This is a genomic window from Streptomyces sp. NPDC057002 (assembly GCF_042673825.1).
In the GTDB taxonomy this organism is placed as follows: domain Bacteria; phylum Actinomycetota; class Actinomycetes; order Streptomycetales; family Streptomycetaceae; genus Streptomyces.
Genome location: NZ_JBHURZ010000013.1, coordinates 76,001 through 95,153 on the forward strand (window position 1 = coordinate 76,001; position 19,153 = coordinate 95,153).

Genomic DNA, 19,153 nt, shown 5'->3' on the forward strand with positions numbered 1-19,153 from the left:
TGGTGATGACGTACATACTGCGGCATTGCATGCGGCAACGAATGTGGAGGGACCCGCGGTGGCAGCAGCACCAGTCTGGAGTGTCGACCCCCGAACCGGGAAGCAGCGCGAGCAGGTTGCGGTGGAGGCCACAGCCCAGGAGGTGGACGCCGCCGTCCGGGCCGCGGACGAGGCGCGGGGCGCACTCGCCGACCGCGCCGTCCGCTCGGCCTTCCTGCGCACCGCCGCCGACGAGCTGCAGGCGGCCAAGGACGGTCTCGTCGAGACCGCCGACGCCGAGTCCGCGCTCGGCCCGGTCCGGCTGACCGGCGAACTCGCCCGCACCTGCTTCCAGCTGCGGGCCTTCGCCGACATAGTCGACGAGGGCGCCTTCCTCGACGTCGTCATCAACCACCCCGACGACACCGCCACCCCGCCGATCCCGGACCTGCGCCGCTACAAGGTGTCGCTGGGCGTCGTCGCCGTCTACTCGGCGTCGAACTTCCCCTTCGCCTTCTCGGTCGCGGGCGGCGACACCGCGAGCGCCCTCGCGGCCGGCTGCCCGGTCGTCGTCAAGGCCCACCCGGACCACCCGGCCCTCTCCGAGTACGTCGCCAAGGTGCTGCGCCGCGCCGCCGCCCGGCACGACATCCCCGAGGGCGTCGTCGGGCTGGTGCACGGCTTCGAGGCGGGCGTCGAGCTCATCAAGCACCCGCAGGTCGCGGCGGCCGGCTTCACGGGCTCGGTGCGCGGCGGCCGGGCCCTCTTCGACGCGGCGGCCGCCCGCCCCGTCCCGATCCCCTTCCACGGCGAGCTGGGCTCGCTGAACCCGGTCGTCGTCACCGAGGCCGCGGCCGCCGAGCGCGCCGAGGCGATCGGCGCGGGCCTCGCCGGGTCGATGACGCTGGGCGTCGGCCAGTTCTGTGTGAAGCCGGGCCTCGTCCTCGCGCCCGCCGGCGCCGCCGGTGACGCGCTGCTGAAGTCCCTGACCGACGCCGTCAGCGACACCGACGCCGGAGTCCTGCTCGACCACCGCATGCGCGACAACTTCGTCGCCGGTGTCGCCGAGCGCGCGCGGCTGTCCGACGTGGAGTCCCCGGTCACGCCCGGCTCGGGCGGCGAGCACACCGTCAGCGCGGGCTTCCTCACCGTCCCGGCGAGCAGGCTGGCCGCGGAGGGCGAGCACGATCTGCTCCTGGAGGAGTGCTTCGGGCCGGTCACCGTGGTGGCCCGCTATGAGGACGACGCCGAGGTGAAGGCGGTGCTGTCGCGGCTGCCGGGGAATCTCACGGCGACGGTGCAGCTCTCCGAGGAGGAGGCGGCGGGGGAGGGCCGGGGGTCCGAGATCCTCGCGGAGCTGACGCCGCTGGCCGGGCGTGTGCTGGTCAATGGGTGGCCGACGGGTGTGGCTGTGGCTTCCGCCCAGCATCACGGTGGGCCCTACCCGGCTACGACCTCGACGTCGACGTCGGTCGGTGGTACGGCTATCGAGCGGTGGTTGCGGCCGGTGGCTTATCAGAACGCGCCGTCTGCGTTGCTTCCCGCGGAGCTGCGGGACGAGAACCCGCTGGGGCTGCCTCGGCGGTTCAACGGGCGTTTGGAGCGGTAGCGCCGTGGGGGTGCGGTGAATCGCGGTCTGCCGGTTCGTCGTGGTTGATCGCGCAGTTCCCCGCGCCCCTGAGGGGCGGACCTGAAAGAGTTGGTTGGATGGATCTGGAACTTTCCGAACTTCCTTTCGGTCTGCGTACTTATGGGCCCGATGGTCACTGGTCGTACGAGGACGGTGTGCTCTCCGGGTGGGCCGGGCCCAGGCAGGATCGGTTCGTGCCGCCCACCGGGGAGGGGCTGGACCCCGCCGCCGACGCGCCGCGGCTGCTCGGGGCGCCCGAAGGGGACTTCCAGCTGATCGCCCGGGTCACGGTGGGGTTCGGTGCCGCCTTCGACGCGGGCGTGCTCTACGTGCATGTGGGGGAGCGGGCCTGGGCCAAGCTCTGCCTGGAGTACTCCCCGGACGTCCCCACCGTCTGCACGGTCGTCACCCGGGGCCACTCCGACGACGCCAACTCCTTCACGGTCGAGGGCAGTTCCGTCTGGCTGCGGATCAGCCGCACCGGCCGGGCCTTCGGCTTCCACGCCTCCCGCGACGGCGAACACTGGACCTTCGTCCGCCTCTTCACCCTGGGCGAGGAGAAGGAGACGGGCGCGGCCCTGGTCGGCTTCATGACGCAGTCCCCGATGGGAGAGGGCTGCGTGGTGACGTACGACCACATCGAGTTCCGCCCGAACTGGCCGAAGGACCTGCGGGACGGCAGCTGAGGCCCGCCGGGGAACCGCGCCGCCACCGGGCACGTCCTCCGCGGCATGATCGAAACGAACCGGACCGCCGCACCCCTGGTGATCAGGACCGCACTGCCCGCCGAAGCCGACGACATCGCCGCGCTGCACCGGCGGGCCCGGGCCACGTACTACCCGGACGGGTTCCCGGACGACGGTGCCGACTGGCCGGGCAGGTGGCGGGAGTCGGTCGGGCGCACCGACGGGCGGGTGCTGTGCGCGGTGCGTGACGGGCGCCTGGCCGGGATCGCCTCCTTCCGCAGGGCGGAGGGGGCTCCCGACGGCACCGTCAAGCTGTTCCAGTTCCATGTCGACCCCGGCCGGTGGCGCTCCGGCATCGGCACCGCCCTGCATGCCGCCTGTGTGGAGGAGTGGCGGATCGACGGGGTGCGCACGGCCGGGCTCGACGTGCATGTGGACAACGAGCGAGCGCGGGGCTTCTACGGTCGCCAGGGCTGGATACCGGACCCGGAGGCGCCGGCCGGCCCAGGCGATCACCACATACGGCTGTGCTTCGCCGTGCCCGTGGAATGAAGCGTCCTGCGGGAATGAAGCCTCCTGCTTGAACGTTCATGCACTCGGCGGAGGGAGCCTCCGTACCCGTACGAGCTGGAGAGAGCCGAGACATGCGCGTCGAGATCTGGAGCGACATCGCCTGCCCCTGGTGCTACGTGGGCAAGGCCCGCTTCGAGAAGGCGCTGCGGGACTTCCCGCACCGCGACGAGGTCGAGGTCGTGCACCGTTCCTTCGAGCTGGACCCGGGCCGCGCCAAGGACGACATCCAGCCCGTGATCACGATGCTCACCAGGAAGTACGGGATGAGCGCCGCGCAGGCCGAGGCCGGTGAGGACAATCTGGGCGCGCAGGCCGCCGCCGAGGGGCTGGACTACCGCACCCGGGGCCGCGACCACGGCAGCACCTTCGACATGCACCGCCTGCTCCACCTCGCCAAGGAGCACGGCCGCCAGGAGCGTCTGCTCGACGCGCTGTACCGGGCCAACTTCGCCGAGGAGCGCTCGGTCTTCGGGGAGGACGAGCGGCTCGTGGAGCTCGCCGTGGCCGCCGGGCTCGACGCGGACGCCGTCCGTGCGGTGCTCGCCGACCCGGAGGCGTACGCCGCCGAGGTCCGGGCCGACGAGCGGGAGGCCGCGCAGCTCGGCGCGAACGGTGTGCCGTTCTTCGTGCTCGACCGCAAGTACGGCGTCTCCGGAGCCCAGCCCGCCGAGGTCTTCGCCCAGGCCCTGACGCAGGCGTTCGGCGAGCGCGCGCCGCTGAAGATCGTCGACAGCGGATCCATCGACGGCGCGGACGGCGCGGACGGCGCGGACGCGTGTGGTCCGGACGGCTGTGCGGTGCCCCAGCACTGAAACCCGCAGGTCGGGGCGTATCCATAAGCGCTTCTTAGCGACATCACGCAGTTATCGGCAATGGACGGGGGGTTCCCCGGGGACGCAGAGTGGTCCCATGGAGACCTTCGAGAACCTCGTCCGTGCCGAGTTCACCCCGAAGCACACCTACCTCAACACCGCGAGCAACGGGCTCCTGCCCGCCCGTGCCGTCACCGCCCTGCACCAGGCGGTGCGGATGCGTGCCGAGGGCACGCCCCTGGGTCCCCTGTACGAGGACGCGGAGGCCGCCCGCGCGTCCTTCGCCCGGCTGGCCGGGGTGCCGGCCGAGCGCGTCGCGACCGGCGCCTCGGTCGCCGAGTACGGCGCGCTGATCGCCGCCTCGCTGCCCGCCGGCGCCGAAGTCCTGACGGCGGAGGGCGACTTCGCCTCCCTGGTGAACCCGTTCCATGTGCGCGGCGACCTCAAGGTGCGCGCGGTGCCCCTGGAGCGGCTCGCCGAGTCCGTCCGCCCAGGCACCGCGCTCGTCGCGGTCAGCACCGTCCAGTCCGCCGACGGCCGGCTCGCCGATCTGCCGGCCGTGCGCGAGGCGGCCCGGGCACACGGGGCCCGCACCTACGTCGATGCCTCCCAGTCCGCGGGCTGGCTGCCGATGGAGGCCGACGCGGACGACTTCCTCGCCGCCGTCGGCTTCAAATGGCTCATGGGGCCGCACGGGGCCGCGTTCTTCGTCGCCCCGCAGGACTTCGGGGGGCTCACGCCGCTGCTCGCCGGCTGGGTCGCCGGCGAGGTCCCCTGGGACAGCTGCTACGGCCCCGTCGAGCAACTCGCCGACTCCGCACGGCGGTTCGACATCAGCCCGGCCCTCTTCACCTACGCCGGGCTGCGCGCCTCACTGGCGCTGATCGAGGAACTCGGCGTCGACGCCGTGCACGCCCACGACCTCGCGCTCGCGGACCGCTTCCGGGCCGGGCTCGACGGGCTGGGCCACGCGCCGGTGTCCGCGCCGGGCTCGGCGATCGTGTCCGTGCCGGGGCTCGGCCACCGGCAGGGGGAGCTGAGCCGGGCGGGCATCGAGGTGTCCGACCGGGCAGGCAATCTGCGGGCCGCGTTCCACCTCTACAACACCCCGGCGGACGTCGACCGGCTCTTGGACGTCCTGTCCGGCTGAAGACATGACCGGGCCGGGCCTCCCGTCCCACACGAGGAGGCCCGGCCCGGTGCTCAAAAGGGGCGTCACCGCACCGGCGTGAACTCCCGGGCCCCGATGAACTCGGGTCGCCGGACCGGCGCCGCGAACGGCTCGACCGCCGTGTTCTCCACGCTGTTGAACACGATGAACACGTTGCTGCGCGGGAACGGCGTGATGTTGTCGCCGGAACCGTGCATGGCGTTGCAGTCGAACCAGGTCGCCGAACCGGCCTTGCCCGTGAACAACTTGATGCCGTGCTGCGAGGCCATGTGGCTCAGCGCCTCGTCCGAGGGCGTGCCCGCGTCCTGCATCTGCAGCGACTTCTTGTAGTTGTCCTTCGGCGTCTCTCCCGAGCACCCGAGGAACGTCTTGTGCGACCCCGGCATGATCATGAGTCCGCCGTTGGTGTCGTAGTTCTCGGTCAGCGCGATCGAGACCGACACCGTACGCATCCGCGGCAGACCGTCCTCGGCGTGCCACGTCTCGAAGTCCGAGTGCCAGTAGAAGCCACTGGCCCCGAAGCCCGGCTTGACGTTGATCCGCGACTGGTGGACGTAGACGTCCGAGCCGAGGATCTGCCGTGCCCGGCCGACGACACGCTCGTCGCGCACCAGCCTGGCGAACACCTCACTGATCCTGTGCACCTCGAAGACCGTACGGATCTCCTTGGACTGAGGCTCGACGATCGACCGCTCGTCGGCCCGCATGTCCGGGTCGTGCACCAGCCGGTTCAGCTCGTTCCGGTAGACGGCGACCTCGTCATCGCTGATCAGCTCGTCGATGGCGAGGAACCCGTCACGCTCGAACGACAGCAGCTCGGCCGGCGCCACCGGGCCCGGGGCATCGGGCGCGCCCCAGACGACCGGGTCCTGTCGCGGCGTCAGCACCTCGGCGGCGCCACGACTCGGATAGAGGTCCGGCATACCGGTGGTGGTGTCGTAGGTGGCGGTCATGAAGCGTCACACCTCCTCGGTGAGCAGCGGGTATACGCCGTTCTCGTCGTGGTCCTCCCGTCCGGTGACAGGCGGGTTGAAGACGCAGAGGCAGCGGAAATCCTGCTTGATCCGCAGCGTGTGCTTCTCGTGCCCGTCCAGGAGGTACATGGTGCCGGGCGTGATCGTGTACGACTTCCCGGTCTCGTGGTCGGTCAGCTCCGCTTCACCCTCCACGCAGACAACGGCCTCGATGTGGTTCGCGTACCACATCGACGTCTCCGTACCCGCGTACAGGACCGTCTCATGCAGGGAGAAGCCGACCTTCTCCTTGGCGAGGACGATGCGTTTGCTCTCCCACGTACCGGACGCCGACTTCACGTGCCGGTCGGTACCTTCGATCTCCTTGAACGAACGGACAATCACGGTGCTGCGATGCCTCCTCGGTGAGTGGTGCTCGGTTGGTGTGTCAGGCGGTCTCTCGGACGGCGCGGGCCAGCGTCCGCAGGCCCTCGTCCAGCTCTTCGGGGGTGATGGTGAGGGCGGGGAGCATCTTGACGACCTCGCTCTCGGGGCCGGACGTCTCGATCAGCAGCCCCAGCTCGAAGGCGCGCTTGGCGACCTTGTTCGCGCGCTCCTTGTCGTGGAACTCCAGGCCCCACACCAGGCCGCGGCCCCGGTACTCCTTCACATCGGCCAGGTTCTCCTCGGTGATGGAGATCAGCGCCTGCTCGACCTGCTCGCCGCGCTTGCGGGTCTGCTTCTCCATCGCGGAGCCGTCGGCCCAGTACGTCTCCAGGGTCGCGGTGGCCGTGACGAACGCGGGGTTGTTGCCGCGGAAGGTGCCGTTGTGCTCGCCGGGCTCCCAGACGTCCAGCTCGGGCTTGAACAGGCACAGCGACATGGGCATGCCGTAACCGCTGATCGACTTCGAGACGGTGACGATGTCCGGCGTGATGCCCGCCTCCTCGAAGGAGAAGAAGGCACCGGTACGGCCGCAGCCCATCTGGATGTCGTCGACGATCAGCAGCATGTCCTGCCGCTCGCACAGCTCGGACAGGGCGCGCAGCCACTCGGGCCGGGCCACGTTGATGCCGCCCTCGCCCTGCACGGTCTCGACGATCACGGCGGCCGGCTTGTTGAGGCCGGAGCCCTGGTCCTCCAGCAGTCGCTCGAACCACAGGAAGTCCTCGACCGTGCCGTCGAAGTAGTTGTCGAACGGCATGGGCGTGCCGTGCACCAGCGGGATACCGGCGCCGGCCCGCTTGAAGGCGTTGCCGGTCACGGCCAGCGAGCCCAGCGACATGCCGTGGAAGGCGTTGGTGAAGGACACGATCGACTCGCGCCCCTTCACCTTCCGCGCCAGCTTCAGCGCGGCCTCCACGGCGTTGGTGCCGGTCGGGCCCGGGAACATGACCTTGTAGGGCAGGTCACGCGGTCGCAGCAGCAGGTTCTGGAAGGCCTCCAGGAACGTGCGCTTGGCGGTGGTCGACATGTCGAGCCCGTGCGTGACGCCGTCACGCTCCAGGTAGTCGATCAGGGCGCGTTTCAGAACAGGGTTGTTGTGCCCGTAGTTCAGTGACCCTGCTCCGGCGAAGAAGTCGAGGTACTCATGGCCGTCCTCGTCGTACATACGGCTGCCCACGGCGCGGTCGAAGACGGTGGGCCAGCCGCGGCAGTAGCTGCGCACCTCGGACTCAACGGTCTCGAAGACACTCAGGTCGGGCTGGGTGATGGTCACGACGGATCGCTCCTCGGTACGTGGGGGAAGAGTGCGGGAGTGGGGGCGGTGCGGGAAGTCAGTGGGGCAGCGGGCCGATGCGGTACAGGACCTCGGGGTCGTGCGGCCCGTCGGGGAACACGGCCGTGTCGAAGAGCACCTCGCGCTCCAGCCGGGCGCTGTGGCGCTCGGCGAACGACGTGAACAGGCGCTCCGAGGCGGTGTTGCCCGGGGTGATGGTGGTCTCCACCGTCGTCACCTCGCGCTCGGCCACGGTCCGGGCGACCAGGCCGTCGAGCATCGTGGCGGCCAGCCCGCGCCCGCGGTGGGCCTCGTCCACGGCCACCTGCCAGACCAGCAGGGTGCGCGGGCTGTCCGGCCGCACGTACCCGGTGATGAAGCCCATCGGCTCGCCGTGCTCGTCACGCGCCACGGCCGACGTCGCCGCGAAGTCGCGGCACCACAGCAGATAGCTGTAGGACGAGTTCAGGTCCAGAACCTTGGAGTCCTTCGCCATCCGCCACAGTGCGGCTCCGTCGGCCACGGTGGGACGGTCGATTTGCGGATCTGCTTGTACGGCAGTCATACCAATTGAATTTACCCAGAGAAATTCAAAATCGCATCGCCGGGCGGGGTTACGTATGAGCCATGACTGTGTTATCGCGCGGGCGCGAGTCTTAAGGTGCGGAGGTGGCCGAATGTCTGGTATTGTCCCGGGAATAACGGGCGAAACGGTCACTGTGTGTAACGCGTCACAGCCATGTAATCCCCACGAGATCTGCCCGAATTTCCCCGCCGGGTGTCCCCAAAATCTCTGGGTTTAGGACCGGGAAAAGCGGGCAGAAGAATACGGGAAGCTGTTCCTTGATGAATTCCTAATTGTGGGACAGCTTACATACGGTAGGCGGCGGAAAACCACGTGTAATTCAGGCCCCGGTCACTCCGTCGATGCTTTCCCGTAGGAGATCGGCGTGGCCATTGTGCCGTGCGTACTCCTCGATCATGTGAATCAGCACCCATCGCAGACTGACCTCCATCCCCGGGACCGGCCCCTCGGCGACCCGCCCGACATGGTCCAGCGGCAGCTCCGCGCACAGCTCCCGCCCGCGTGCGATCTCCCGCCGCCAGATCGTCAGCGCCTCGTCGAGACCCCGCCCCGGCTCCAGCGCGTAACCGGTCGGGTCCTCGAACAGGGGCGGGGCCTCCAGACCGGCGGTGACCCGCTGGAACCAGTTCCGCTCGACCTCGGCGAGGTGCTGCACCAGCCCGAGCAGCGTCAGCGCGGATGGCGCGGCCGACGGGATCCGCACCTGCGCGTCGTCCAGCCCCGCGCACTTCAGCTCCAGCGTGGCCCGGTGGAAGTCCAGCCAGCTCTCGAGCATGGCCCGCTCATCACCGCTGAGGTGCGGCACGGGGCGGCCGTCGGGGAGGGTCGGGGTGTGCTCGGCAGATGTGTCGGTGGTCATGCGGGGAGCATGGCACGGGCCACTGACAACGGCCGGTGTCCCGCATCGCAGCCCGGTCGAAGCGGGGGTCTGGGCGCAGCCCCCAGCGGAGGCTTCAGCGGAGGCCCCAGCGGAGGCCTCAGTCCCCGACTACCGCCACGCCCTCTCCACGGCCCGCAGTGCCCCCTCCACATCCACCCGCAGCCCCTGCTCGGAGAGAGCCACCCCCAACGCCGCCAAGCTCGCCCGCACCGCCCCGCGCGTCGCATCCGCCCCGTAGTGGTTGACCCGGATCATCTCCTTGGCCAGCGCACCCCCGCCGGCGGCGACCGGCAGGGCGGGATCCGACTTCAGCGCCCTGGCCACCAGCTCCGACGCCACCACCCCGGACGGCGCCCGCAGCGTCGTGGCGACGGGCGCCGCGTCCCGGGCCTCGTACACATACGGCTCCAGGCCGCCACCGAGCGCGACCGCCCCGGCCCGCACGGCCGCCGCGGCGGAGGCGTGCCGGGCCATCACGGCATCCAGCCCCGCCGCCTCGATCCGCTCCACGCACGCCTCCAGCCCCAGCATCTCCAGCTGCGCAGGAGCGTGCGGCAGCGCCTTGCGGCCGCCGTCGATCCACCGCTCCTTCCAGTCGAGGAGCGACAGATACGACCGGCGCGGCGCCCGCGGGTTCGCCGCCATCCGGGCCCAGGCCCGCTCGCTCACCGACACCGCCGAGACACCGGCGGGACCGCCCATCGCCTTCTGCGCCCCGATCACGCACAGGTCCACGCCCCACGCGTCCGTCAGCACCGGCTCGGCACCGATCGACGCCACCGCGTCCAGATAGAACAGCGCCCCGTGCGCCCGCACCACCTCGCCGATCTCCGCGACCGGGTTGGTGTTCCCGGTCGCCGCCTCCGCGTGCACCAGGGACACGAAGTCGATCTCCGGATGCTCGGCGAAGGCCTGCCGGATCTGCTCGGCCGTGACCGCCGTGTGGAAGGGCACCGCCAGGTCGACCACCGTGGCACCGCAGTCCCGCAGCCAGTCGCCGAAGGTCTGCCCGTACGGGCCCGTGATGACGTTCAGCGCCGTCGTCCCCGGCCCGGCCGCGGCACGGATCGCGCCCTCCAGCGGCAGCAGCGCCTCGCCCTGCATGATCACGACGTCCTGCTCGGTGCTCAGCAGCCGCGCCACACGGTCCTCGATCGCGGCGAAGCGGTCCGCGCCGAGCGGGGCCAGGTCCAGAAACGGGTGCGTCACGGTGGGGCTCTCTTCATTCACGGGGCGGGCGGCGTCTGCCCGGGGCCGACGGCATCGAGGGTAACCGGCGGGTACGTCCCCCCTCGCAGCCGAGGTCCGCGGCTCACTAGGGTGCGGTGCATGAGCGAACGCACGGTGCTGCACGTGAAGGGACGGGTGCTCGTCGGGCCCGAGGACGTCCGCGACGAACTGTGGGTGGTGGACGGCCGCGTCACCTACGACCGTCCCGCCGGTGCCCGCGACATCCGCACCGTCAAGGGCTGGGCCCTGCCCGGCCTCGTCGACGCGCACTGCCACGTGGGACTCGACCGGCACGGCGCGGTCCCCCAGGACGTCGCCGAGAAGCAGGCCCTGACCGACCGGGACGCCGGCACGCTGCTGATCCGCGACGCCGGTTCGCCCTCCGACACCCGCTGGGTCGACGACCGCGAGGACCTGCCGAAGATCATCCGCGCCGGGCGGCACATCGCCCGCACCCGCCGCTACATCCGCAACTACGCCTGGGAGATCGAGCCGGAGGACCTGGTCGCCTACGTCGCCCAGGAGGCCCGGCGGGGCGACGGCTGGGTCAAACTGGTCGGCGACTGGATCGACCGCGACCTCGGGGATCTGTCGGCCTGCTGGCCCCGCGGCGCGGTGGAGGCGGCGATCGCCGAGGCCCACCGCCTGGGCGCCCGGGTCACCGCGCACTGCTTCGCGGAGGACTCGCTGCAGGACCTCGTCGAGGCGGGCATCGACTGCGTCGAGCACGCGACGGGCCTGACCGAGGACCTCATCCCGCTGTTCGCCGAACGGGGCGTCGCCATCGTGCCGACCCTGGTCAACATCGCGACCTTCCCGCAGCTCGCCGACGGCGGCGAGTACCGGTTCCCGCGCTGGTCGGCCCATATGCGCCGGCTCCACGAACGCCGCTACGACACCGTCCGGGGCGCCTACGACGCCGGCATCCCCGTCTTCGTCGGCACCGACGCCGGCGGCGGCCTCGCCCACGGCCTGGCGGCGGCCGAGGTCGCCGAACTGGTCACCGCCGGCATCCCGCCCCTCGACGCCCTGGCCGCGGGAACCTGGACGGCCCGCACCTGGCTCGGCCGCCCCGGCCTGGACGAGGGCGCCCCGGCCGACCTGATCGTCTACGACGAGGACCCCCGGGCCGACGTACGCGTACTGGCGGCGCCGCGCCGGGTGGTGCTGAACGGGCGCGTGGTCGGGTAGCCGCGAGGGTGACACCGGGGAACGCCTGTGCCGGGAGAATCGAAAACTTCCACGGTATCGCCACGTTGGAGTGAAGAGGCGTCAGATCGCTGACGCCGTACGCCGGTTGCGCGATTCTTTCCGGGTCCCGAGCCTGTCTCTCCTGGAGTCCCCACCGTGAACAGCACTTCCTTCCGCATGCCCGCACGCCGTCTGGCGACCGTGGCGACGGCCACGGCTCTCGCCGCCGGGCCTGTGGCACTGACCGGTGTGAGCCCGGCGCACGCCACCGGCGACCACGGACGCGCGAGCGCCGTCGTTCTGCGCACCGGCCTCGATGTCTCCCTGCTGAACAAGTCGGTCGAAGCCCCGCTCACGCTCTCCCTCAACGAGGTCCAGGCGCCGCGGAGCGCCGAGAAGACGGCACTGACCGCCCGCCTGGACGGGGTGAACGGCGGACAGCCCTTCAGCGTGCTGCGCGCGGACACGGCCGAGGCGAGAGCCACCGCGACCGCCACGAAGGCCGAGGGGAGCACCACCCTGGCCCGCGCCCGCGTCCATGTCCCCGGCCTGCCGCTGCTGTCGGTCGTCGAGATCGAGCAGGTCACCTCGAAGGCCGTCTGCGAGGCCGGGAAGAAGCCGGTCGCCACGACCGAGCTGCCCGGCTCGGTGACCGTGCTCGGCAAGCGCGTCACCCTGACCGCCGGCGGCCCGACGGACGTCGAGGTGCCGGGCGTCGGCGACGTACGCCTGGACCTCTCCAAGACGCGGACGACGTCCCGGACGGCCGCCGCCACCGCCCTCGAACTCAAGGTGTCCGTCAACCCGTTGAAGCTGAACGTGGCCGAGGTGAACGGCACGCTCACCCTGGCCGAGGCGACCTGCGAGACCCCGAAGGCAGCACCGGCCGCACAGGCCCCTGCCCAGCCGTCCGCCGAGCCGTCCGACGCCCCCGCCGAGATCGAGCCGCAGGGTGCCCCCGCCGAGGAGGGCCTGGCCGAGACGGGCGGCAGCTCGACGACCCCGTACATCATGGGCGGCGCGATCGCCCTGCTCGCCGTGGGCGGGGGAGCGGTGGCCCTGGCACGCCGCCGGGGCTGACCTTCCAGGGGCGCGGGGGCGGAGGGCCGTTCCTGGGCGGGCGCAGGGCCCGGACCGCGCGCTGCCCTGCCGACCCGCCCGGACGGTTCCCGGCACACCGACCGAGGCGGAGCCGACGGGGGCCGCCCAGGCCGGGCAGCCGCCTGCCGATGCCGTCCGACAGCTCGGCGAGCCCGACGGGCCGACGCGTGAACCGTCAGCCCGTCACCGCACGCTCCAGTGCCCGCAGGAACCCGTCCGTCGTCGTCCGGTCCCGTACTGCCAGGCGGAGCCACTCCTCGTCAAGGCCGGGGAACGTGTCGCCGCGGCGCACGGCGTAGCCGAGGTCGCGCAGGCGGCGGCGTACGGTCGCCGCGTGCGGGAGACGGACGAGGAGGAACGGGCCCTCCGCCGGTTCGGCCACCCGCAGCCCCGCCGCGGCGAACCGCGCGAGGCCCGCCACCAGGTGGGCGCGGTCCGCCGCGATGCGATGGGCGGCGTGGGCCGCCTCGGCCACGCCCCGGGGGCCCACGCACGCCCGCGCAGCGGCCAGCGCCGGTGTCGACACCGGCCACAGCGGCTGCGCCCGCTCCAGGTCCTCGACGGTCTCGGGCGCCGCCAGCACGTACCCGATCCGCAGCCCGGCCAGCCCCCAGGTCTTGGTCAGGCTGCGCAGCACCACCAGGCCGGGGACGTCGACGCGGCCCGCCAGGGCCTCGCGTTCGCCCGGCACCGCGTCCATGAACGCCTCGTCGACGACCAGCACCCGCCCGGGACGGGCGAGCCCGGCGATGGTCTCGGCCGGATGCAGCACCGACGTCGGGTTCGTCGGATTGCCGATCACCACCAGGTCCGCGTCCTCGGGAACGGCCGCCGGGTCCAGCCGGAAGCCGTCCTCCGCGCGCAGCAGCACCCGGCCGACGGTGTGCCCCGCGTCCCGCAGCGCCGCCTCCGGCTCCGTGAACTGCGGATGGACCACGACCGGCCGCCGCACTTTCAGCGCCCGAGCCAGCAGGACGAACGCCTCCGCCGCGCCCGCCGTCAGCAGCACCCGTTCCGCAGGCAGCCCGTGCCGCTCCGCCACCGCCGCGCGTGCGGCCCGTCCGTCGGGGTAGGCCGCGAGCCCGCCCAGCGACGCGGCGATGTGCTCCCGCAGCCACACCGGAGGTGTGTCGGCCCGGACGTTCACGGCCAGATCGACGAGCGAGCCGCCGTCGTCCCGGACCTCCGCGTCCCCGTGGTGCCGCAGATCGTGCCCGCTCTCAGTGCGCATGCGAGTCCGCCCCCTGGTGGAGGTGCCCGGGCGCGTGGTGGCCCCCGGCGGCCTCCTCGTACCGCTCCCACACCAGGTCCAGCAGCTCCGGCCCCGGACCGATGACGCCGGCCGAGCGCACCTCGATCCCGGGGTGCGCCTCCGCCCAGCCCTCCGTCTGCTGCCGCACCCGGTCCGGCTGGACGCCGGTGAGCAGGAAGTACGGCAGGACCACGATCCGCCGGGCCCCCAGCCGCACACACCTGTCGAGCCCGTACGGCACGTCCGGCGCCGCCAGCGACGCGAACGCCGTCTCGACCCCTGCGTACCCGCGGCCCTCCCACAGCAGCCGCGCCGCCCTGTGCACCTCGGCGTTGGCGCCGGGGTCCGTGGACCCGGGCCCCACCAGCAGCACCGTCACATCGGCCCGGTCACCCGGCCTGCGCCCCGCGGCGCCGCCCAGCGCCTCGTCCACCCGACGTTCCAGCACGTCCAGCAGCACCGGGGGCGAGCCGAGCGGGGGGCCGTACGTGTACGAGATCCCGGGGTGCCGCTCCTGCTCACGGGCCAGGGCCGCCCGGATACCGCCCTGGGTGTGCCCGGCGGGCACCAGCGTCAGCGGAACGGCGGTGAAGTGCCGTACGCCCCGCTCCACCAGTTCGGTGACGGCTTCGCCCAGCGGCGGCCGCGACGGCTCGACGAGGCCCCCCGCGACGGGCAGTTCGGGGCGCCGGGCCCCCAGCTGCCGTACGAACGCGCGGAACGCCTCGGATCCGGTGTCGTCACGGGCGGTGCCTTGGCCGGCGATGAGCAGGGCGGGCGGGGTGGTCACAGGCGCTCCTCGGCGGAAGTGGGCTGGTACGGCGGGACGTTGAGCGCGGCAGGGTACGCGATGCCCGCCGCGGACGTCTCGATGTCGTGTGAGGTGTCCGGGCGGGCACCCGCCCGGAGCCCGTCCACCGCAAGCCGTCGGAGCGCCGGCCGCCGGACGACGGCACAGGTCGCCCGCGCCGGGCTCGCGGCCGACTTCCGCTTGGGGACGAGGAGTTCGCCCCCGCCGGCGAGCGCGGCGGCCTCGGCCACCGACGGGGTGCCGACGGCGGCGAGCGGCGCGTCGGACCGGTTCGGCACGTCGACCTCCGCCAACTCCCCGGCGGAGTACGTCACCAGGGGCACCCCGAGCCGCCGCGCGGCCTCGACCACGCCCGGCTCCCCGGCCTTGGCGTCGACGGTGGCGAGCTCGGCGACGCACGCCGCGGCCAGCCCGGCCTCCCGCAGGGCGTCCTCGACCAGTCCGAGCACCTCCTCGACGGAAGCGCCCCGCGCTGCCCCGACCCCGACGACCAGGGACGGCGGCCTCCGCACCCCCTCGACCCCGACCAGCGTGCCGCTCATGACGTCCGGCACCTCTCCACGAACCGGAGGGCGACACCGGGCTCGGACGCCCAGTGCGTGTGCAGATAGCTCGCGTGCACACCGCGTCGTACGAACCCCTCGATCCGCCGCTCCGGGGAGCGGAATCCCCAGGCGGGATCCGGCCCCGAGCCGGGCTCCACTGCCGTCCGGTGGAATTCGTGCCCCCGCATGCGTGTCCCCGCCGCCGCGAGCACACTGTCGCCGACCGCCACGGCGTCCCGGTACCCCAGGGTGAGCCGCTGCGTCATCCGCGCCCCGGCGTCCAGCACCCCGCACATCGGCTGCCCGTCCAGCTCCCGGCACAGATACAGCAGCCCCGCGCACTCGGCCGCGACCGGGGCGCCGCTCTCGGCCAGGCCCGCGACGGCCTTGCGCAGGGGTTCATTGGCCGACAGCTCGGAGACGTACATCTCCGGGAACCCGCCCCCGATCACCAACCCGCTTGTCTCTTCCGGCAGTTCCTCGTCCCGCAGGGGGTCGAAGGGCACCACTTCGGCACCGGCGGCGGTGAGCAGCTCGGTGTGCTCGGCGTAGGAGAAGGTGAACGCCTCACCGCCGGCCACGGCGATCCGGGGCCGGGGTCTCTCGTGCGACCGCTTCGGCCGGTCGACGGGCGAGGAGACCGCCTCGGCCGCGTCCCAGGGCGCGCAGGACAACGTGCCCGCACCCCGGGCCAGCCGCATCAACGCGTCCAGATCACAGCCCTCGGAAACCTGCGCGGCCATGGCCGCCACGGCACCGAGGGCCTCCTCGCGCCGCTCGGCGACCGGCACCAGCCCCAGATGCCGCGACGGCGTGTCCACCTGCGGCGCCCGCCGCAGCACCCCGAGCACCGGCACCCCGACCTGCTCCATGGCCTCCCGCAGCAGCCACTCGTGCCGGTCCGACGCGACCTTGTTGAGAATCACGCCCCCGACCCGCACCTCCGGATCCCAGGAGGTGAACCCGTGGACCAGCGCCGCCACCGACCGGGACTGCGACGACGCGTCGACGACCAGCACCACCGGCGCCCGCAGCAACTTGGCGACATGAGCCGTGGACGCCAGCTCGCCCTCGCCGGCCGCCCCGTCGAACAGCCCCATCACGCCCTCGACGACGGCGATGTCACACCCCCGCGCCCCGTGCAGGAACAACGGCCCGACCAGCTCAGGCCCGCACAGATAGGCGTCGAGGTTCCGTCCCAGGCGCCCGCTCGCGAGCGCGTGATACCCGGGGTCGATGTAGTCCGGCCCGACCTTGTGCGGGGACACGGCGAGTCCCCGCGCGGCGAACGCGGCCATCAGCCCCGTGGCAACGGTGGTCTTGCCGCTGCCGGAAGCAGGCGCGGCGACGACCAGCCGGGGGACGGACGAGGACATCACCACTCGATGCCCCTCTGCCCCTTCTGACCGGTGTCCATGGGGTGCTTCACCTTGGACATGTCGGTCACGAGGTCCGCGAAGTCGACGAGCTTCTCGGGCGCGTTCCGCCCGGTGATCACGACATGCTGGGTACCGGGCCGGTTCCGCAGCACCTCCACGACCTCGTCGGTGTCGATCCAGCCCCAGTGCAGCGGGTAGGCGAACTCGTCCAGTACATACAGCTTGTACGTCTCGGCCGCCAGGTCACGCTTGACCTGCTCCCAGCCCTCCCGGGCCTTCTCCTCGTTGTCCATCTGCCCGTCGCGCTGCACCCACGACCAGCCCTCGCCCATCTTGTGCCAGTCGACGGACCCGCCCTCACCGGACGCCCCGAGCACGCGCAGCGCGTTCTCCTCGCCGACCTTCCACTTCGCCGACTTGACGAACTGGAACACCCCGATCGGCCACCCCTGGTTCCAGGCCCGCAGCGCGAGCCCGAAGGCGGCGGTCGACTTGCCCTTGCCGACGCCCGTGTGCACGAAGACGAGCGGCCGGTTCCGGCGCTGTCGGGTCGTCAGACCATCGTCCGGAACGACACTCGGCTGTCCCTGCGGCATTACGCGGCCCTCCTCGAAGTTCCCTGCACATCCTTGACCAGACCGGCGATGGAGTCGGCCCGCAGCTCGTCCAGCGTCACGGCGGTGCCGCCCAGCTCACCGGCGAGCTGCCCGGCGAGCCCCAGGCGCACCGGACCCGACTCGCAGTCCACGACGACGGACGCGACGCCCTCGGCCGCGAACAGCCGCGCCGCACGCCCGGCCAGGGCGACCGGCTCCGGGCCGCCGGTGGCCCGCCCGTCCGTCACCACCACGACCAGCGGCCGTCGCGCGGGATCGCGCAGCCGCTCCACCCGCAGCACGTCGTGCGCGCGCAGCAGCCCGGCGGACAGCGGCGTCCGGCCGCCGGTGGGCAGCGACTCCAGCCGGGTCGCCGCCGCGTCCACGGACGAGGTCGGCGGCAGCGCGACCTCCGCGCCCGATCCCCGGAAGGTCACCAGACCCACCTTGTCCCGCCGCTGGTACGCGTCCAGCAGCAGCGACAGCACGGCCCCCTTCACGGCGCTCATCCGCTGCCGCGCCGCCATCGACCCGGAGGCGTCCACGACGAACAGCACGAGATTGCCCTCGCGGCCTTCGCGGGTGGCCTGCCGCAGGTCGTCCCGGCGCACGACCAGTCCCGGCCCGGACCGCCCGCGTGCCTTCTGGTGCGGGGCCGCGGCCTGCACGGTCGCCGCCAGGTGCAGCTTGGTGAGGGAGCCCTTCGGCCGCCGGGCGCCCGTGGTCCGGCCGTGCTCGGTCCGGGCCCGCGAACGCCGCCCGGCGGCACCCTCGCCGAGCCCGGGCACGCTCAGCACCTTGGTCCGGAAGGGTTCGGAGGCGCGTGCGGCCGACTGCTCGCCCGCCCCTGAGGGCTGCGGCTGCTTGTCCTCCCCGGCCTCGGGCCGGGCGCCCGTGTCACCGTCCTGGGGCCCCTCGTCGGGCGCCGGCTGCCCGCCGCCCCCATCGGGCCCGTCAGGACCCGAGCCCGGATCCGGGTCCGGATCCGGGTCGTCGTCCCCGGAGAACTCCTCCAGGGTCTCGTCCAGCTTGTCCTCGTCAAGGCCCGGCGCGTCGAAGGGGTTGCGGCGCCGGCGGTGCGGCAGCGCGAGCAGGGCGGCCTGCCGTACGTCCTCGGCGAGCACGTCCGTACGACCGGCCCAGGCCGCCAGCGCGGTGGCGGTGCGGGCCATCACGATGTCGGCGCGCATGCCGTCCACTTCGAAGGCCGCACAGGTCGCCGCGATCTGCCGCAGCGCGTCGTCGCCCAGCCGCACCGACGGCAGCAGGGCCCGCGCGGCCACGATCCGGGCCCGGACATCGGCCTCCTCCTCGGCCCAGCGGGCGGCGAACCCGGCCGGGTCGTCGTCGTACGCCAGCCGCCGTCGTACGACCTCCACACGCTGCTCGGGCTCGCGCGAGGCCGCGACCTCGACGGTCAGCCCGAACCGGTCGAGCAACTGCGGCCGCAGTTCGCCCTCTTCGGGGTTCATGGTGCCGACCAGCAGGAAGCGGGCGGCGTGCCGCACGGAGACGCCCTCACGCTCCACGTACGAGGCGCCCATCGCCGCCGCGTCCAGCAGCAGGTCGACCAGGTGGTCGTGGAGGAGGTTGACCTCGTCGACGTAGAGGATGCCGCGGTGCGCGTCGGCGAGCAGGCCGGGCTCGAAGGCCTTCACGCCCTCCGACAGCGCCCGTTCGATGTCCAGCGCGCCCACCAGCCGGTCCTCGGAGGCGCCGACGGGCAGCTCGACCATGCGGGCCGGCCGGGAGGCGAAGCCCCCCGGCTCGTGCGGCCCGTCGGGGCAGCCGGGGTCGGGCGAGCCGGGGTCGCAGGAGAAGCGGCACTCGGAGACGACGTCCACCTCCGGCATGAGCGCCGACAGCGCCCGCACGGCCGTCGACTTGGCCGTGCCCTTCTCACCGCGCACCAGCACACCGCCGACCGCCGGTGACACGGCGTTCAGCAGCAGCGCGAGCCGCAGATCGTCCTGGCCGACCACGGCCGTGAACGGAAAGGGGGTGGTCACTTTTCGTCGTCCTCCAAGTCGCCTTCGCGTTGCGGATGGATCAGGCCGG

At 72.5% G+C, this 19,153-nt stretch carries 18 protein-coding genes and 1 pseudogene; 7 read left to right on the forward strand and 12 right to left on the reverse strand.

Annotation, left to right across the window (positions count from 1 at the left end):
• Positions 1–58: 58 nt before the first annotated feature.
• From ACFT32_RS42110 to ACFT32_RS42130, 5 genes are all read left to right on the forward strand, one after another.
• Complete coding sequence (locus ACFT32_RS42110) at positions 59–1,588, forward strand: aldehyde dehydrogenase (NADP(+)) (RefSeq protein ID WP_382499765.1); 1,530 nt, start codon at positions 59–61, stop codon at positions 1,586–1,588.
• 98 nt (positions 1,589–1,686) lie between these two features.
• On the forward strand, positions 1,687–2,295 hold the full coding sequence (locus ACFT32_RS42115; protein WP_382499767.1) for a DUF1349 domain-containing protein: 609 nt from the start codon (positions 1,687–1,689) through the stop codon (positions 2,293–2,295).
• Between the two features lie 45 nt (positions 2,296–2,340).
• On the forward strand, positions 2,341–2,847 hold the full coding sequence (locus ACFT32_RS42120) for a GNAT family N-acetyltransferase (protein WP_382499769.1): 507 nt from the start codon (positions 2,341–2,343) through the stop codon (positions 2,845–2,847).
• 92 nt (positions 2,848–2,939) lie between these two features.
• The gene (locus ACFT32_RS42125) at positions 2,940–3,680 is read left to right on the forward strand and encodes a DsbA family oxidoreductase (protein WP_382499771.1); all 741 of its coding nucleotides are present in this window, start codon (positions 2,940–2,942) and stop codon (positions 3,678–3,680) included.
• Positions 3,681–3,777: 97 nt separating this feature from the next.
• Positions 3,778–4,830, forward strand: a complete 1,053-nt coding sequence (locus ACFT32_RS42130) for an aminotransferase class V-fold PLP-dependent enzyme (protein ID WP_382499772.1) — start codon at positions 3,778–3,780, stop codon at positions 4,828–4,830.
• Between the two features lie 65 nt (positions 4,831–4,895).
• On the opposite strand, the gene thpD is transcribed toward ACFT32_RS42130, so the two are convergent.
• The 6 genes from thpD to ACFT32_RS42160 all read right to left on the reverse strand — a co-directional run bounded on the left by thpD (position 4,896) and on the right by ACFT32_RS42160 (position 10,199).
• Complete coding sequence (thpD, locus tag ACFT32_RS42135) at positions 4,896–5,804, reverse strand: ectoine hydroxylase (protein ID WP_382499774.1); 909 nt, start codon at positions 5,802–5,804, stop codon at positions 4,896–4,898.
• Between the two features lie 6 nt (positions 5,805–5,810).
• On the reverse strand, positions 5,811–6,209 hold the full coding sequence (locus ACFT32_RS42140; RefSeq protein WP_184599670.1) for an ectoine synthase: 399 nt from the start codon (positions 6,207–6,209) through the stop codon (positions 5,811–5,813).
• Between the two features lie 43 nt (positions 6,210–6,252).
• The gene (ectB, locus tag ACFT32_RS42145) at positions 6,253–7,524 is read right to left on the reverse strand and encodes a diaminobutyrate--2-oxoglutarate transaminase (protein ID WP_382499776.1); all 1,272 of its coding nucleotides are present in this window, start codon (positions 7,522–7,524) and stop codon (positions 6,253–6,255) included.
• A gap of 58 nt (positions 7,525–7,582) precedes the next feature.
• The gene (ectA, locus tag ACFT32_RS42150) at positions 7,583–8,089 is read right to left on the reverse strand and encodes a diaminobutyrate acetyltransferase (protein ID WP_382499778.1); all 507 of its coding nucleotides are present in this window, start codon (positions 8,087–8,089) and stop codon (positions 7,583–7,585) included.
• A gap of 340 nt (positions 8,090–8,429) precedes the next feature.
• Positions 8,430–8,969, reverse strand: a complete 540-nt coding sequence (locus tag ACFT32_RS42155) for a DinB family protein (RefSeq protein WP_382499780.1) — start codon at positions 8,967–8,969, stop codon at positions 8,430–8,432.
• A 129-nt stretch (positions 8,970–9,098) separates the two neighbouring features.
• Positions 9,099–10,199, reverse strand: coding sequence for a pyridoxal-phosphate-dependent aminotransferase family protein (locus ACFT32_RS42160; protein WP_382499783.1), 1,101 nt, complete (start codon positions 10,197–10,199; stop codon positions 9,099–9,101).
• Between the two features lie 120 nt (positions 10,200–10,319).
• Here ACFT32_RS42160 and ACFT32_RS42165 point away from each other — a divergent pair, with 120 nt between their 5' ends.
• Both ACFT32_RS42165 and ACFT32_RS42170 read left to right on the forward strand, forming a co-directional pair.
• Positions 10,320–11,411 (forward strand): amidohydrolase family protein, encoded by a 1,092-nt coding sequence (locus tag ACFT32_RS42165; protein WP_382499785.1) that lies wholly within the window; start codon positions 10,320–10,322, stop codon positions 11,409–11,411.
• 156 nt (positions 11,412–11,567) lie between these two features.
• A complete protein-coding gene (locus tag ACFT32_RS42170) occupies positions 11,568–12,491 on the forward strand; it encodes an SCO1860 family LAETG-anchored protein (protein ID WP_382499787.1) in 924 nt (307 codons plus the stop codon).
• 196 nt (positions 12,492–12,687) lie between these two features.
• Here ACFT32_RS42170 and cobC read toward each other — a convergent pair whose 3' ends face one another.
• The 6 genes and pseudogenes from cobC to ACFT32_RS42200 form a co-directional block, all read right to left on the reverse strand.
• Positions 12,688–13,743 (reverse strand): Rv2231c family pyridoxal phosphate-dependent protein CobC, encoded by a 1,056-nt coding sequence (gene cobC / locus ACFT32_RS42175; protein WP_382499789.1) that lies wholly within the window; start codon positions 13,741–13,743, stop codon positions 12,688–12,690.
• Entirely contained in the window at positions 13,733–14,554 is an 822-nt protein-coding gene (locus tag ACFT32_RS42180; protein ID WP_382499792.1) for a sirohydrochlorin chelatase, read from the reverse strand. Before ACFT32_RS42180 ends, cobC begins: the two co-directional genes overlap by 11 nt.
• 101 nt (positions 14,555–14,655) lie before the next feature.
• Positions 14,656–15,093, reverse strand: a pseudogene (locus ACFT32_RS42185) (cobalamin biosynthesis protein); the annotation flags it as partial.
• A 20-nt stretch (positions 15,094–15,113) separates the two neighbouring features.
• Positions 15,114–16,496: a cobyrinate a,c-diamide synthase gene (locus ACFT32_RS42190; RefSeq protein WP_382499794.1), complete on the reverse strand. Its 1,383-nt coding sequence runs from the start codon at positions 16,494–16,496 to the stop codon at positions 15,114–15,116.
• On the reverse strand, positions 16,496–17,095 hold the full coding sequence (gene cobO, locus ACFT32_RS42195; RefSeq protein ID WP_311124958.1) for a cob(I)yrinic acid a,c-diamide adenosyltransferase: 600 nt from the start codon (positions 17,093–17,095) through the stop codon (positions 16,496–16,498). The genes ACFT32_RS42190 and cobO overlap by 1 nt, the downstream gene beginning before the upstream one ends.
• Positions 17,095–19,104 carry a putative cobaltochelatase gene (locus ACFT32_RS42200; RefSeq protein WP_382499797.1) on the reverse strand — a complete coding sequence of 670 codons (2,010 nt, stop codon included), beginning with the start codon at positions 19,102–19,104 and terminating at the stop codon, positions 17,095–17,097. Before ACFT32_RS42200 ends, cobO begins: the two co-directional genes overlap by 1 nt.
• Between the last annotated feature and the right edge of the window lie 49 nt (positions 19,105–19,153).

Coding starts and splice junctions, on each gene's coding strand:
- ACFT32_RS42165 (WP_382499785.1), top strand. CDS start 10,320: ATGAGCGAACGCACGGTGCTGCACGTGAAGGGACGGGTGCTCGTCGGG.
- cobO (WP_311124958.1), bottom strand. CDS start 17,095: ATGCCGCAGGGACAGCCGAGTGTCGTTCCGGACGATGGTCTGACGACC.
- thpD (WP_382499774.1), bottom strand. CDS start 5,804: ATGACCGCCACCTACGACACCACCACCGGTATGCCGGACCTCTATCCG.
- ectA (WP_382499778.1), bottom strand. CDS start 8,089: ATGACTGCCGTACAAGCAGATCCGCAAATCGACCGTCCCACCGTGGCC.
- ACFT32_RS42115 (WP_382499767.1), top strand. CDS start 1,687: ATGGATCTGGAACTTTCCGAACTTCCTTTCGGTCTGCGTACTTATGGG.
- ACFT32_RS42190 (WP_382499794.1), bottom strand. CDS start 16,496: ATGTCCTCGTCCGTCCCCCGGCTGGTCGTCGCCGCGCCTGCTTCCGGC.
- ACFT32_RS42120 (WP_382499769.1), top strand. CDS start 2,341: ATGATCGAAACGAACCGGACCGCCGCACCCCTGGTGATCAGGACCGCA.
- ACFT32_RS42155 (WP_382499780.1), bottom strand. CDS start 8,969: ATGACCACCGACACATCTGCCGAGCACACCCCGACCCTCCCCGACGGC.
- ACFT32_RS42130 (WP_382499772.1), top strand. CDS start 3,778: ATGGAGACCTTCGAGAACCTCGTCCGTGCCGAGTTCACCCCGAAGCAC.
- ACFT32_RS42125 (WP_382499771.1), top strand. CDS start 2,940: ATGCGCGTCGAGATCTGGAGCGACATCGCCTGCCCCTGGTGCTACGTG.
- cobC (WP_382499789.1), bottom strand. CDS start 13,743: ATGCGCACTGAGAGCGGGCACGATCTGCGGCACCACGGGGACGCGGAG.